Origin of the sequence: Bacteroides sp. AR29, assembly GCF_900217715.1 — a bacterium.
Classification (GTDB): domain Bacteria; phylum Bacteroidota; class Bacteroidia; order Bacteroidales; family Bacteroidaceae; genus Bacteroides; species Bacteroides uniformis.
Genome location: NZ_OBMS01000022.1, coordinates 1 through 14773, shown reverse-complemented (window position 1 = coordinate 14773; position 14773 = coordinate 1). Strand labels below are relative to the sequence as shown.

At 47.5% G+C, this 14773-nt stretch carries 14 protein-coding genes and 1 pseudogene; 7 read left to right on the top strand and 8 right to left on the bottom strand.

Going from position 1 to position 14773, the window contains the following annotated elements:
- Nucleotides 1-85: 85 nt before the first annotated feature.
- Together CSD97_RS13825 and CSD97_RS13820 are read right to left on the bottom strand one after the other, a co-directional pair.
- Nucleotides 86-688, bottom strand: a complete 603-nt coding sequence (locus tag CSD97_RS13825; RefSeq protein WP_005835815.1) for an OmpH family outer membrane protein — start codon at nt 686-688, stop codon at nt 86-88.
- Between the two features lie 25 nt (nt 689-713).
- Nucleotides 714-947, bottom strand: coding sequence for a hypothetical protein (locus tag CSD97_RS13820; protein ID WP_005835814.1), 234 nt, complete (start codon nt 945-947; stop codon nt 714-716).
- Nucleotides 948-1185: 238 nt separating this feature from the next.
- Between CSD97_RS13820 and CSD97_RS13815 the strand changes: the two genes are divergently transcribed.
- Nucleotides 1186-2643 (top strand): aminoacyl-histidine dipeptidase, encoded by a 1458-nt coding sequence (locus tag CSD97_RS13815; RefSeq protein ID WP_005835812.1) that lies wholly within the window; start codon nt 1186-1188, stop codon nt 2641-2643.
- A gap of 41 nt (nt 2644-2684) precedes the next feature.
- Nucleotides 2685-3743: an endonuclease/exonuclease/phosphatase family protein gene (locus CSD97_RS13810; RefSeq protein WP_005835810.1), complete on the top strand. Its 1059-nt coding sequence runs from the start codon at nt 2685-2687 to the stop codon at nt 3741-3743.
- On the opposite strand, the gene CSD97_RS13805 is transcribed toward CSD97_RS13810, so the two are convergent.
- From CSD97_RS13805 to CSD97_RS13795, 3 genes are read right to left on the bottom strand one after another with little or no spacing between them, the layout of a single operon-like run.
- Nucleotides 3740-4909 carry a mechanosensitive ion channel domain-containing protein gene (locus CSD97_RS13805; RefSeq protein WP_005835808.1) on the bottom strand — a complete coding sequence of 390 codons (1170 nt, stop codon included), beginning with the start codon at nt 4907-4909 and terminating at the stop codon, nt 3740-3742. The two genes, CSD97_RS13810 and CSD97_RS13805, sit on opposite strands and share 4 nt — an antisense overlap.
- 58 nt (nt 4910-4967) lie before the next feature.
- Entirely contained in the window at nt 4968-5651 is a 684-nt protein-coding gene (locus tag CSD97_RS13800) for a response regulator transcription factor (RefSeq protein ID WP_098032583.1), read from the bottom strand.
- Nucleotides 5652-5689: 38 nt separating this feature from the next.
- On the bottom strand, nt 5690-7144 hold the full coding sequence (locus CSD97_RS13795; RefSeq protein ID WP_098032582.1) for a HAMP domain-containing sensor histidine kinase: 1455 nt from the start codon (nt 7142-7144) through the stop codon (nt 5690-5692).
- Nucleotides 7145-7342: 198 nt separating this feature from the next.
- Between CSD97_RS13795 and CSD97_RS13790 the strand changes: the two genes are divergently transcribed.
- Both CSD97_RS13790 and CSD97_RS13785 read left to right on the top strand, forming a co-directional pair.
- Nucleotides 7343-8209, top strand: coding sequence for a GLPGLI family protein (locus CSD97_RS13790; RefSeq protein WP_008663855.1), 867 nt, complete (start codon nt 7343-7345; stop codon nt 8207-8209).
- Between the two features lie 19 nt (nt 8210-8228).
- A complete protein-coding gene (locus CSD97_RS13785) occupies nt 8229-10826 on the top strand; it encodes a carboxypeptidase-like regulatory domain-containing protein (protein WP_098032581.1) in 2598 nt (865 codons plus the stop codon).
- A 10-nt stretch (nt 10827-10836) separates the two neighbouring features.
- Here the strand turns inward: CSD97_RS13785 and CSD97_RS13780 are convergent, their stop codons facing one another.
- Entirely contained in the window at nt 10837-11514 is a 678-nt protein-coding gene (locus CSD97_RS13780; RefSeq protein ID WP_098032580.1) for a phosphatase PAP2 family protein, read from the bottom strand.
- Nucleotides 11515-11517: 3 nt separating this feature from the next.
- Nucleotides 11518-13416, bottom strand: a complete 1899-nt coding sequence (locus tag CSD97_RS13775; RefSeq protein ID WP_098032579.1) for an alkaline phosphatase family protein — start codon at nt 13414-13416, stop codon at nt 11518-11520.
- Between the two features lie 177 nt (nt 13417-13593).
- Here CSD97_RS13775 and CSD97_RS19110 point away from each other — a divergent pair, with 177 nt between their 5' ends.
- Genes CSD97_RS19110 through CSD97_RS13765 form a run of 3 tightly spaced genes read left to right on the top strand, consistent with a single transcriptional unit; the run spans nt 13594 to nt 14422 of the window.
- Nucleotides 13594-13875 (top strand): hypothetical protein, encoded by a 282-nt coding sequence (locus tag CSD97_RS19110; protein ID WP_244284037.1) that lies wholly within the window; start codon nt 13594-13596, stop codon nt 13873-13875.
- A complete protein-coding gene (locus CSD97_RS19105) occupies nt 13872-14126 on the top strand; it encodes a hypothetical protein (protein WP_244284036.1) in 255 nt (84 codons plus the stop codon). The genes CSD97_RS19110 and CSD97_RS19105 overlap by 4 nt, the downstream gene beginning before the upstream one ends.
- The gene (locus CSD97_RS13765; RefSeq protein ID WP_098032578.1) at nt 14123-14422 is read left to right on the top strand and encodes a hypothetical protein; all 300 of its coding nucleotides are present in this window, start codon (nt 14123-14125) and stop codon (nt 14420-14422) included. The genes CSD97_RS19105 and CSD97_RS13765 overlap by 4 nt, the downstream gene beginning before the upstream one ends.
- Before the next feature lie 149 nt (nt 14423-14571).
- Here CSD97_RS13765 and CSD97_RS13760 read toward each other — a convergent pair.
- Nucleotides 14572-14773 (bottom strand): annotated as a pseudogene (locus CSD97_RS13760) (IS256 family transposase); the annotation flags it as partial.

The following is a 14773-nucleotide window of genomic DNA, read 5'->3' as shown; positions in this document are numbered from 1 at the left end:
CCCTACGGGGGAGGGGGCGAGGGAGAGGCCTATAAAAAAAGGATGTACTTTTCAGCACATCCTTTTTTATATCATAGGATAAATATTATTTCTTCACCGGAGAAGAGTATCTTGCATTCAGACCATCCAGAATCTCACGGGTGATGTTGTAGACACTGTCTGCATAGAGCAGGTTGTCAAAACCCGTATTGCTGATAATCATGCTGTAACCTTTTGTCTTATTGTACTCCTTCAGGAAAGCATTGATAGAATCACGCAGTTGCAGGCTGTTCTTTTCATTCTCACTCATCAGCTCAGACTGCAGCTTGTTGCTCAGGTTCTGCAAATCCTGCTCCAACTTTGCAATGCGGTTGTATTCCTGCTGTGCTCTCTCCTGAGAAAGATAAGCGTTGTTCTGATACTTTGTCTGGAATTCCTGCTTCTGCTTCTCCAGTTCGCTGGCTTTCTGGTTCAATGTCAGACGGACATTCTCGCCCTTCTTCACCATAGCCTCATTCAAGTCTATGCAATAGTTGTATTTTGCCAAAAGCGTATCTATTTCAACATAAGCAATTTTCATTTCCGATAATCCGCCGGCTTGTGCAGGAGCGCTTGTCGTCTGTTTATCAGTATTGCCGGCACATTGAGCAAATAAAACGATCAGTGCGAGAGCTGCCAGACCGTTCATGAGGTAGTTTAATCTCTTCATAATTGATAAATATTGTTTTTTAAAATTAGTTCATACTATCGTTTAAGGCTTTTTCCAGTTCATCAATGGAAAAACGGGACTTGCGTTGTGCTTCTCTGTCCTGCGACTGCACACAGCCGATACCTCTATCGCGCATTGCCTTATTGCCACTGACATGCCCGTTAGGGAACCTGCCGCCTTTCACAAAAAAGACCTTTACACCCAATAAAACAATGCAAATAGCAACTATTAACAGAGTTATCAATATTGTATCAAGCATTTCCATTAATTTTGTTACATGAAAATAGTGTTTTTACTATTTTTGTGGGTGCAAATATAGGGCTTTGGTTGGACTAACTCGCCTTTTTTACTCTAAAAAAAGAGAAAGGGGAATAAAATAGTCAATCAATTTAACCATATTTAGCAATAAGTGGTTAATTTAATGGAGAATTGATATTTGACAATTGATAATGAAGGCTGCATAAACACATGTAAGGCAGCCGCTAATTCAGATAATTATGGAAAAAAAAGACTTGAAACCGGCTGGTGTATTTCACTATTTCGAGGAAATCTGCCAAGTGCCGCGCCCTTCGAAGAAGGAAGAGAAAATCATTGCTTACTTAAAAGCATTCGGAGAAAAACATAAGTTGGAAACGAAGGTGGACGAAGCCGGAAACGTTCTGATAAAGAAACCCGCTACTCCGGGTATGGAAAACCGCAAGACTGTCGTACTTCAATCGCACATCGACATGGTATGTGAAAAGAACAACGACGTGAAGCACGACTTCCTGACCGACCCTATCGAAACCGAAATTGACGGTGAATGGCTGAAAGCCAAAGGTACTACCTTAGGAGCCGACAATGGCATCGGTGTAGCCACCGAACTGGCTATCCTTGCCGACGACAGCATTGAGCACGGCCCTATCGAATGCCTATTCACCGTGGACGAGGAGACCGGACTGACCGGTGCTTTTGCATTGAAAGAAGGCTTCATGAACGGAGACATTCTGCTGAACCTCGATTCCGAGGATGAAGGCGAGCTCTTCATCGGCTGTGCAGGAGGTATAGATTCCGTTGCCGAATTCACCTACCGGGAAGTGGACGTACCGGCAGGATATTTCTGCTGCAAAGTGCAGGTAAAGGGGCTGAAAGGCGGACACTCCGGCGGCGACATACACCTGGGGCGCGGCAATGCCAACAAGCTGCTGAACCGCTTCCTGAGCCAGACATCCCAGAAGTACGACATGTACCTTTGCGAAATAGACGGCGGTAACCTGCGCAACGCCATTGCCCGCGAAGCACACGCGGTAATTGCCATACCCGATGCCGACAAGCATGCTCTGCGCACAGACTTGAATGTCTTTGCCGCCGAAGTGGAGGCAGAATATGCCGTCGTTGACCCGGACCTCCAATTCGTGCTCGAATCGGAAGCAGCCCGTCCCAAAGCCATTGACAAAGATACCGCCAAGCGATTGTTGCAAACCATCTATGCCGCACCCCACGGTGTGTATGCCATGAGCCAAGACATTCCGGGGCTGGTGGAAACCTCCACCAATCTGGCCTCCGTAAAGATGAAGCCCGGTCATATCATCCGCATCGAGACCAGCCAGCGCAGCTCTACCGCCTCCTCCAAACAAGACATTGCCAATATGGTGCGCACTGTATTTGAAATGGGTGGAGCAGCCGTATCCTTCGGCGACGGGTATCCGGGCTGGAAACCCAACCCGCATTCAGAAATCCTGAAAGTGGCTGTTGAGTCCTACAAACGTTTGTTCGGTGTAGATGCCAAGGTAAAAGCTATCCATGCAGGTCTGGAATGCGGACTGTTCCTTGACAAATACCCGGCACTGGACATGATTTCCTTCGGACCTACCCTGCAGGGTGTGCACTCTCCCGACGAACGGATGCTGATTCCTACTGTACAGAAGTTCTGGGACCATCTGCTGGATATACTGAAGCACATACCAGCGAAATAGATATCCTTCGTTTCCCTAAAAGGGGAACGGAAATAGTTTGTATGAACGTTATCCATAAGATAGGAGTTATACTCTTCCTTCTCTGCCCGTACATTAGTCTGTACGGGCAAGAAGGAAAAGATACCCTCATGTTTCGGATAGTAAGCTACAATGTAGAAAACCTATTCGACTCCCGACATGACACACTAAAGAATGACTACGAGTTCCTGCCGGATGCCACCCGGCATTGGAACTACTCTAAATACAGAAAGAAACTGGATAATATAGCCCGCGTCATCATCGCCACCGGAGGATGGACGCCGCCTGCCCTTGTTGCCTTGTGTGAGGTGGAGAATGACAGTGTGATGCGCGACCTTACCCGCTACTCTGCCTTGCGCGAAGCAGACTACCGGTATGTGATGACACAATCTCCCGACAAACGCGGCATCGACGTAGCGCTGTTGTATCAACGTAATCTTTTCAAACTGCTTTCCTATCAGAGCCTCCCCGTAGACAAGCCCCGGAAGAATAGCCGTCCCACACGGGACATTCTTCACGTCAACGGATTGTTGCTGAACCGGGATACGCTTGATGTACTGGTAGCTCACTTCCCATCCCGTTCGGGAGGGGCAAGAGAGTCTGAACCTTACCGGCTACTGGTTGCCCGAAAGGTGAAGCATGCCATAGACAGCCTATACACGATACGCCGACATCCGCAAATTGTCCTTTTAGGGGATTTCAACGATTATCCGGAGAATAAATCGGTAAAGGAGGTGTTGGAGGCAGCAGCATCGTCAACATTGCAAGACTCTCTACGTCCACAAAAACTTTACCATCTACTGGCAGGAAAAGCCAAAACACGCAAGCACTTCGGCAGCTACAAGTATCAAGGAGAATGGGGACTACTGGACCACATCATCGTATCGGGTACGTTGCTGCAAGAACACGCACCGCTATATACAGAGGAAGCGAAGGCAGACGTATTCTGCCTGCCCTTCCTACTGACAAGAGACAAGAAATACGGAGGGCAGCAACCCTTCCGCACCTACTACGGGATGAAGTATCAAGGAGGATACAGCGACCACTTGCCTGTATATGCGGAGTTCCGGTTGATATATTAGTCGGAATACTGATACAGTTTCAAGTCAAACTTCTGTACCATCACCAGCAAGTGGTCGAAGATGTCGGACTGAATGCGCTCGTACTCTTTCCATACCTTGTTGCGAGAGAAGAAATATACCTGGATGGGTACCCCATACGTCGTGGGTTCCTTCTGGCTGATAATCAAGTCCATCTCCTGGTTCACCACCGGCAGGCTGCACAAATAGCGTTCGATGTAGATACGGTAGAGCTGCGCATTGGTTGGCACCTCTTCTTCTGCTGGCTGATAGTCGGCCATCAAGGGGACTTCCTTGCGGATATTATCCAGCATTTCCGGAGTGCAGAACTTCAGGGTAGTCATATCCAGAAAGATATTCTTGTTTACCCGTCGCCCGCCACTTTCCTGCATGCCGCGCCAGTTCTGAAAAGAGTTGTTCACCAGGGTATACGGTGGTACGGTCGAGATGGTTTCGTCCCAGTTGCGTATCTTGACCGTGTTCAGCGTAATCTCCTCTACAACTCCATTGGCAACGCCACCCGGCAGCGCTATCCAGTCCCCTATCCGCAACATGTCGTTGGCAGAGAGCTGCACGCCGGCCACAAACCCCAGAATGCTGTCCTTAAATACCAGCATCAGTACAGCTGCAGATGCGCCCAGACCGGCAAACAAGGTCATAGGAGACTTGCCTATCAGCACTGAAACCACTATGATGCCTCCGATAAAAAACAGCAGCACTTGCAATACCTGCACGAAGCCTTTCAGCGGACGGTTCTTCTGCTTGTCCTTCATGTTATAAACATCGAGCATCACCAGCAACAAGCCGTTGATAGTAAGCAGCACCGCCACAATGATATAGACAGCACACACCTTTTGTGAGAACTCAAGCATATCCTTTCCACGCACAAAGGCCATGGGCAGCAGGTAGTAGATGAGGATTCCCGGCAGAATATGTATCAAATGGTGTATCACCCTGCGTTTCATCAGCAACGTATTCCACTGATGGGGAGAGCGTCGGGTATAATGCTTCATACCGCCAACGAAGATTGCCTGGCACAAATAGTCCAGCCCTATCGAAAGCCCCACCATCAGCAGTGCAATAATCGTCTCGTCAAACATATCGGCAAACTTCGGGTCTATCCCCCAACCTATCAAGATTTTATTCATCCATCCTCCTAAACTCATCATAAGCTCTCTTTTTTTTGAAATGTCTTGTTTGTATAACAATCCAAAGATAAAGATGTTTTCAGAGAACGGCAAGCATATACCCTTTTTTCATCAACGACTCAATCCTCACGCTCGGGTCGTTTTTTAGCGACCGCCGCAGATAGGACATCTGTACATTCAAGGCAAGGGAGTTGGCATATGAGGCAGTGCCCCACACAGCATCCAGTAACGTATCGCGACTGACAGTCTTATTCACATTCAGCGCCAGCAAGCGAAGAATATCGGCTTGACGGGAAGTAATCAGCACCTTACTATTTCCCGTACGAATCTCGTTCGTACTGTAATTGAATACGGAATGGCCGAAAGCATACATCTCATCCTCTGCCACGCCGGACAACTGCGAAGTGAAACGCTCGCGGATACGCGCCGTAAGCTCTTCCGGATAGAAAGGTTTGGCAAGGTAATCGTTCGCCTTCAGTTGGAATCCTTGCAGGCGGTCAGCCTTGTCGCTGCGGTCGGAAAGAAAAAAGATGAGGACATGCTTGTCCGCCTCCCGGATTCGTTCTGCCACTTCAAAACCATTGAGCCCGGGCATATTGATGTCAAGCAAGACAAGGTCCGGTTTGACAAGAGGAAACTGGTCGAGGGCGATAAGGCCATTTCCGGCATAGGTCACTTCATAACCCTCTTTCTCCAGGAAGCGTTTCAGAAGCATGGAATACTTCAGGTCATCGTCAGCAAAAAGAATTTTCAGTGGTTTCATGAGTTGCTATTTATATTCTCGATATCCATCTGTGCAGATTATTGTGGAATGGTTATTTCCACCGTCGTCCCCCTCCCAATCTGACTGGTCAGAAAGACGGTTCCCCTATGAGCCTCAACCAACAACTTGACATAACTCAACCCCAAACCGATGCCCGGCAAGGAACGGTCAGGCAAGTTGCTGCTACGGTAAAACTTATCGAATACCCGTCCCTGCTCGGAAACAGGGATACCAATGCCGTCATCGGAAACTTTCAATGTGAGCTCGTGGCCATGCAGGCGGCATTCTACCCGGATACTGACGGAGCTTCCCGAATATTTCACGGCATTTTCCATCAGATTACTGATGATATTTGCCATGTGCACGGGGTCGGCCGTAACCAGCAGGTTGTCCGTGAAATGTGTCTCGAAAGATACTTGTTTTCCTCCAGGAGCATGCTGCAGGCGTATCAACTTCTCCACAACCGGTTTCAAATCGAAAGTACTGAGGGAAAGTTGTGTCTGCTCATCGTCAGCACGGGTCATGTCGCGCAGCTTCCGGAGGTAGGCGGAAAGGTTGTCCAGCTCGGAAACGGAATCACGCACCACTTCATCCATGGCCTGCTCGTCGGTACGCATTGTTTTGTCATTGAGAAAAGAGACGCACATCTTCAAGGCCTGCACGGGACGTTTCAACTCGTGTATCATGGTGTTGACAAAGCTTCTCCGCAACTCGTCCACACGGTGCTGCTTCAAAATGGTCTTTATCTGGAACAGCAGACAGACAGACAGCAGAAGAATCAATACCAAGCTGCCCAGAAGTTGCCAGCCCATACGGAGCAAAAGAGTATGCGGCATCACCTGCACATCCACTTGTACCAACTCCCGCTTCAGCGGATTGTAAGGATAAACCAGACGGATGACCGGATGCAAATCACTCCCCAGCCGTTCTACGGTTTCCACCCATTGATAGAGGCTGTCGCGCGGCGTGACTAGTCCGGTAGTGAAAGACATGCCGTCCAGTTTAGTCGCCAGCACCGAATCGAAGCGCTGCAACGTAAAAGGGACATCTATCTGCAACTGATAAGCAACTATCGCCTCGCTGAAGCTCATGTTGAAAAGCAGCTTGTCTTCGCCATGTATCACAATCTTGTCCTTATAGACAATACTATCCTTCATTGCCGTGGATAGAACGGATTTATCTGCCATGGCCCCCACCACAAACGTACGCGTATAGCGCTCTTTGAGCTTGTTGGTCAATGAATCCCTATCCGTATGCATGTCCACATTGGTGTTGAAAAAGGATATATTAGGCTTGTTGAACACTTTCTTCGGCTGTTCACGCCGGATAGAGTCGTTCACTGCCACGGCATCCATGACAAGGCGGTGTATCTCTTCTTCATATTCCTCATTCTTATACTGATACTGGTTCCACAACCAATATCCCTGCCCTGCTACAAGTAGCAGCATGGATATCAGTGACAATGCCCATACTATTCTGATTCGTTTTTCCATCTCAGAGTCTGTTCTTCTTTTATACTATACAAAGGTAAGGGTTTCCTCCAATCAGAGGTACGCGCGAGGCGGCTATTCTCATTTGAGTAACATTTCAGTAATAACTTTCTCACTCCGGAAAGACAAATTCCGCATAGATTTGCGACGACAGGACACATGACACGTCCTCGAAACAGTAATTCCTAACAACGAAAAAGTATGAAAAAGCAGATTCTACTCACCGCCATGCTGTTGATAACCACCACAACCGCCTGCGCACAGTTTAACATCAAAATCGGCTCCGGCAAGACGTTCAGAAAAGATACCATAGACCAGACTGTACTCATGGTGCAGTATGAAGTGGACGGCTGTACGGACACACTGTCGGAAGAGCGTTTCCAGGAAACCATGATGTTGGAAATCGGCAAGAAATGCTCCAAGTTCTACAGTTACACAAAGTATGTGGGCGACTCGGTATTTGCTGCCGACATTGCCAATAACGCCTCGCAAGAAACGATGATTGAACACGCCAAACAGTTCGGAAAAAGCAAGCTGAACGAACAGACCTACAAGAGATACCCCGTAGGCAAAGTGACCACACTGGATGAAATTGCCGGAGACATCAACAGACTCCGGTGCGAGGAACCGGAAGAGTGCCCACAGTGGACGCTGCAGACAGACACGGCAACCATCCTCTCGTATCTCTGCCAAAAAGCAGAATGCGTGTTTAAGGGACGCAGATGGATTGTCTGGTACAGTCCGGAGATTTCCTCCAGCGAAGGGCCGTGGAAGCTGTTCGGACTGCCCGGACTGATACTGAAAGCAGAAGACAACAGGGGGCATTATCTCTTTACCTGCACCGGTATGGAGCAATGCCATTCCTACCGACCTATCCTCTTCAACGGAAAAGATTATGAACCCGTAAACCGCAAGGCGTACAACAAAATCCACGAAAGATACTATGCCGACCCGGTAGGATTCATTATGGGCAACACGCCTAACGTACGTATCACCATACGCGACAACCAGGGCAATGAAGCCAGGAAGCCGAAGAATATAGCCCACAATCCGCTGGAACTTGACTGATTCATCCCATCGAACTCCAATGGATATACACTTCAAGAAACTCTTGCTGCCAATCCTTGCCTTGTTTGCAATGACAGCGCATGCACAGTCTCTCAGTGGCTTGGTAACGGACGAAGAAACCGGACAACCGCTGGAAGCCGTAATGATTAGTGTGCTGCGAAACGGCACCATGATAGATTACGCCCTGACCGATGCCCGGGGGAGATATTCCCTGCCATGGAAATACAACGGCAACCTGCAAGTCAGCGTATCACTGCTGGGCTATAGACGGGAAATACGCAACATATCGGCAGCAGGAACACTCCATATTCGTCTGCATCCCGAAGCCATTGCACTAAAAGAAGTCCAAATACGTCCCGGCCGCATTCATGGCAGGAAAGATACCGTAAGGTATAATCTGGCAGAGTTTGCCTCTTCCAAGGACGTACACATCAAGGATGTTCTGAAAAAGCTCCCCGGTGTGGATATTGACGACAACGGGCAGGTGAAATATAAAGGTAAAGCCATCGACCACTATTTTGTGGAGGGTATGGACGTGACGGGTGGACGCTACAGCCAAATCAACAACAACCTCAGTGCCAAAGCCGTAAAATCGGCAGAAATTATGGAGAACTACCAATCGGTCAAGGCATTGAAAGGAAAACTCAGTTCGGATGAAATAGCCCTGAACCTGAAACTCGACCCACAGGCACGCAACCAATGGATTGTCAACGGTACCCTGGGGACAGGCTGGAGCGATGGAACACAAGAAACGACCGGAACGGCACAAACGAAGAGGGACAAAGGAACGCTTCTTTGGGAAAACGCCGCCAATGCCCTCCAACTGGGTAAAGGCAAGCAAAGCATCTACGGCTACAAGAGCAACAACAACGGTACCGACCTTAGCCGTGAGCAACATATACTGACAAACAACACATCCCAACAGATTCCCCTGCACGGCTTTCTGGTACAACCGGGCATCAGCGCTCCCCTCGACAAGCAACGGCTGCTCTTCAACGAAACCCATACACTGAACGCCAACCGCATGTATAAATGGAACGACGAACGTTCCCTGCGCCTGCAAGCCGGATATACCCATAACCGGATTACCCAGCAACGGGGCAACTCGCAAGTCTACTACCAGCCCGATGACACCATACGCATGGATGAAGCCTACCACTACTGCCTGCAGAACGATGCCGCCCATATGGAAATGCACTATGAGGATAACAAGACCATCCACTATCTGTCGAACCGCTTCCTGGCAGAAAGTGAAACGAACCGCGGCACCTCCCACGAGTTGCAGCAAACGATGCGCACCTCCCAGTTTACGGCAAAGAATTTCTTCAGCCTTATCCGCAATGGAGAGAAAAGCACATGGAAGTTCAATTCTGCCACACAGTATGCCTATCTACCCTCCTCCTTGTCACTACACGACGGGAAAGACAAATTCATCCAGCACAGCCTTTACAACGACAATAAGGCCAGCCACCTAAGAAAACACAACGGTTTCACCCGGCAATACACCGCCGGTATAAAGGGCGAATGGGCATCGGTAAAGCACCATTCCACCCGGATGGAAACATTTGGCGCATCCAGTTTTTCTCCCTACCTCTCCCCCTACTTCCAGTTGGAGCAAGGCAAGTGGCAGGGAAGTCTGTCACTCCCTCTCAGCTATAAGCGCTACTTCTCGCAACAGCGCTCTTTTCTCTTTTTCAATCCGTCGCTCTATCTGCGCTATCAGCCGGACTACCATTGGAAAATTTCCCTCTACGGCAGTTTACACCGCTCAGCAGGAGATGTCACAGACCTCTGCCCTTTTACCTATCGGACAGACTACCGTACCTGGAAAAACACTGACGGCCTCTTCCCCGTCAGTACACGCCAACAATACAACCTTTATGGAGAATACAAGAATACCGTGCAGGAATTTTTCGCCACCGCCACTTTGTCCTACCGGCATGTACACTACAACACCTTGAATGAACAGAGTATCTCTGAAAACCGCATTGTCCACACCCTTCGCCTACATTCCAACAGTACACAAAGTTGGTTCCTGCTCAGCACTCTCTCCAAGGGATTTTTCGACTGGAATCTGAAAACCTCACTTGACTTACAACTGAGCCGCAATACCGGCTGGCAGTTGACACGGGTTTCAGATACAGACGCCCTCACTCCACAAACGGAAACAGCCGGAAACGGCCCGCCTCAAAAATACCGTTATGACTATCTTAAGATGGAACCCAAACTGATATGGTCGCCCGCCGAAGCTTTCGAAGCCGAATATCATGCCACAATCAACTATGGCGGCAGTAAAATAGGGAACGACACGCACCTTGCTCCTCTACTGGACTTCGTACAGCGTATGCACCTCACATTCAGCATCGGACACGTCGACCTCTGCCTTTCCGGAGAACATTACCGGAACGATTTAAACAGCGATACGCATCTCAACACACTGTTTGTAGACGCATCACTCATTTATAAGACAAGGAAATGGAGAGTGGAAGCCAGCCTCAGCAATCTGTTCAACAAGAAAGAGTATGCCTATACTACCTACTCGGCCACACAAAGCTATACTTCACGGTTGAATATCCGTCCACGGGAGGTTATGGTAACTGCCGGTTATCAGTTCTAAAGACTGTCATCTACAACAATGTCCGTATTCCGGCATAAACCAGCATCCCCGCTATCGTCAGCAACCCTACCCATATAGGAGCATAGACATGAGTGACATGCTCGACACGCTTATATCCGCTAACCTTCACAAACAAGCGGTAAATCAGCCAGGCACCAATCAGCCCCACAATAGTCCCTGCCAACAAATCACCCGGATAATGCACACCGAGATATACGCGCGAATAGCACGTCAGCAACGCCCAGGCCATAATGAAAAGAGTAAGCCACCGCTTGCGGAATAGAAAGAACAGGAAAAACGCCAATCCGAAGGTATTGGCGGCATGACACGAAGGAAAACCATAACGCCCTCCACGATGATTGTTGACGATATGCACCATCTCCGAAATGGGATTATTCAGATTAGAAGGACGCATACGCTCCACATAGGGACGTATCCAAGTGGCACATGCCTGGTCGGCAAAAGTAATGGTGAGCGCAAGGCCTATCATGCAAAACAGTGTGACCTTCCAATGAAAATTGCGCAACATCACATACCAGATGGCAGCATACATGGGAATCCAAACCCACTTACCGCTATAAGCGCTCATAAAATAATCGAAATACATGTTGTGCATCCGATTGATGGAAAAAAATATGTTTGTGTCTACATCTATTGCCCCTTGCAAGGCGTCCATAAGTGCTGTCATACGTTATCTTTTGGCTATATCATCATATAATTTTTGCAAATAGGCTTTGCCCAACGGCAGGTTCTTCCCTTTTGTTGTGCCCTCATCCACTACCACAGTACCCGCCTGGCAATTGAATATCACCTGATTGTCCGCTGTCACCATACCGAAAGCATCGGGTACGGTAAAGAACGCGAAATGAGGGGAAGCGGGATTAAGCATATCTTTACTGAAAACAAACTCATCATGGGGCAGCGCCAATTGGGCCAGCAACGTGGCTGCAATATCATGTTGCGAGCCATAGACGTCAATGCGCCTCGGCTCTCGGACAGCACCGCCCACCATCAACAGAGGTATCCGGTAGCGTTCTACCGACAAATTGTCGATATGTTCGGGATAAGCTCCCAAGTGGTCTGGAACAAACACAATCACCGTATTCTTCCACTGGGGAAGCTCACGGAACTGTCTTACAAAATCGCCTGCACAACTATCCGTATAGGCAAAGGCGTTCAGCCGGTCATTCTCCAGACGACGGAAAGGTACTTCAAAAGGCTCGTGGCTACTGGAGGTCTGCAAGACACGGAAATGAGGAGTTTTCTCTTCTGCAGTTCCTTTGGCAGCTTCGGCTTTCAAGTCTTCCAGCAGACGGTTGAATACGAGATGGTCGTGCGCCCCCCACTTACTTAAACGTTCCGTTACGGGAAAATCCTGGTCGGAAACAATGTCTTCAAAGCCTGATGACATCAGGTAGGAACGCATATTGGTAAAGTCGGCATCACCGCCATAATAATACTTGGTACCATAACCCGCCTTCCGCAAGCTGCCTGCAATGGCAGGAATGGACTGCGTTTTACGGGGATACTTCATAATACTAGTAGTGGGCTGGGCAGGATAGCCACTCAAGATAGCCACCAGCCCACGGTCCGTACGGAAACTGTTGGCGTAGAAGTTCGTAAAGAGCACCCCTTCCTTACTCAAGCTATCCAGATGGACGGCAATATTCGGCTCACCTCCCAAAGCTGTCATCAACCTGGAGGAAAAACTCTCAAGAATCACAAAGAGTACATCGGGACGCTGAGCATTGAATAAAGTATGCAGTGAATCGGCAGGTTGCAGCACAGAATCTGTCTCTTCCGTTTGACCACCGGCACCTGCGGGTTCAAGCATGTCTTTAAAAAGCCGGTCGGCCTCCGCAGCTTCCATAAAACGGTACTGCTTGCTGAAGTCCTTCTGCTTGGCAAGAGATTCCATCAGACTGAATGCAGGGTTGATAGCTGCATGGTTCAGACGCTGCTCGGCACTGAAATAGACTTTCCCCACATTCATGGTAGAAACTGTAAAGCCTCCACGGATAGGAATAAACAGTAACCCCGTCATCAGCAACAATATACCTGACACCTTCAGGCGACGATAAGGCAGTTTCATCCGCAGCAACAGCTTCTTCTGCAGCAAGATGCCGTAGAAAACAGCATACAGCACGACAGCATAAACAGCCATTGCCACAATTCCCCCCAGCACCATCCAAATGCTGACACTGGCCACTGCGTCTTTAGGGGAGGAAAAGAAATAGAATAACGGAGTAGCATCCAAACGGAACCCCCAATACTCGTATAATCCTAAATCGACAGTAAAAATTATGGAGATAAGTACTGAAATGAAGAGGAAATAGCCGCACCAGATGCGATGAAGGGATTTAGAAAGTGTCCATACAGAGGTTATGAAAAGAAAACCGGGAATAGCTGTCAGATAACCAGCCAGAGATAGGTCTAAAGGTAACCCATGCCAAATGACACTGAACCAGTCCGCACACGAGGCATCCGGATACAGCGATTTGTAAAACAGCATAAATAGTGGTTTCTGCAACACAAAAATGCAGACAAACAAGCAGTATGTCTTAATAAATCCTATGAGCCTATCTTTCATCGGTGCCTTATTGTATATCTAAATATAAGGTGCAAAAATAAATCTTTTGTTCGAGAATGAAAAGTTTTGCTCCAATATATTCTCAAAGAGCTATAAGTTAATCAGATTCGTCACTTAGTGCTTTAAAAGAACGGAATTAAAGAACGTGAAAAAAGAACGGATTTAAAGAACCACTTTATGAATGCACAGTTTTTCATCAACGAAATCGGATGCAATTTTAACCTAAGAAAACCCAAGTCCGAAAAGCCGACGAACGTTTATTTTGTAGCACGCGTCAATGAGAACAATACCATCGTCAATGAAAAAATCAATAAATTAAAACTTTATTTTTCCGAATACAAGCAGTACCTTTGCGACCACCCTAAGGAAATAGAGCATAGGGCCATCATTTTACTCAAAAAATATATTTATAAAGATACTATGAAGAAAAAACGGAGAAACCAGCTACCTTCACCATGAAACAGATTGTAGAGGAGAAGGACACTAAAGAAAACTCAAAGAATCAGTATAGATTCAACATCGACAAGTTCAAAAGGTTCCTGGATGAGCACTCCATACCTGATACTTGGGAAAGTATGAACCTGAATACATTTACCAGATACCAGCAATTCTTGCTTAAAGATAGTAAGGAAGGTAAGAAAGCTTCAACGATAGCCAATATTATAGGAGGTACACTTTTTCCTATTCTTAGAAAAGCCTCCAAACTATGACACATGATGAAAAATTAGATAAAATCTTATATGGTTTATTATCTCGTATCTCTACTAAGATTAGAAATAATGGAGAAGATGACCAAAGACTAACAATGGACTTCATTTGCAAAGCATTGTTTAAAGAAGGAGAACATGAAGATTGGGAAAACGAATTTCTACAAAGAAGGTTATTATCAGATGGACTAATCGAATTTAAAAGGAAAGAAGATTTAGATTTGCCAGAAATAATAGATTTAGGAATAAAGTATATCCAAAATGAGGTTATACAAGAGAACATTCAAACAAGAAAATAGAAGAGAAGTTGAAAATACAGACAAGAAAAGCTGGATTGCCAGGTAGTGTAAAATAAACTGTGTCACGCATTATTTATCTCTAGAAAACTCATCGGTCGGGGAACGGCCTGCGCCAAGGGGCGGGACCACCCGTCCCGACGAGCGTAAAATTACAATAATTTAAACCGGTTTCCAAACTTTATAGCCAGTTGTTGCGAGATGGTAGCCCAATTGGCCAGTGGCATGGTCCATTTCTTACGTATATTGCGGTATGCAAGATAAACAAGTTTCTCAAGGGCTGTATCCGATGGGAACACGCCCTTGTTTTTTGTTACCTTGCGGATCTGACGGTGATACCCCTCAACGGTATTT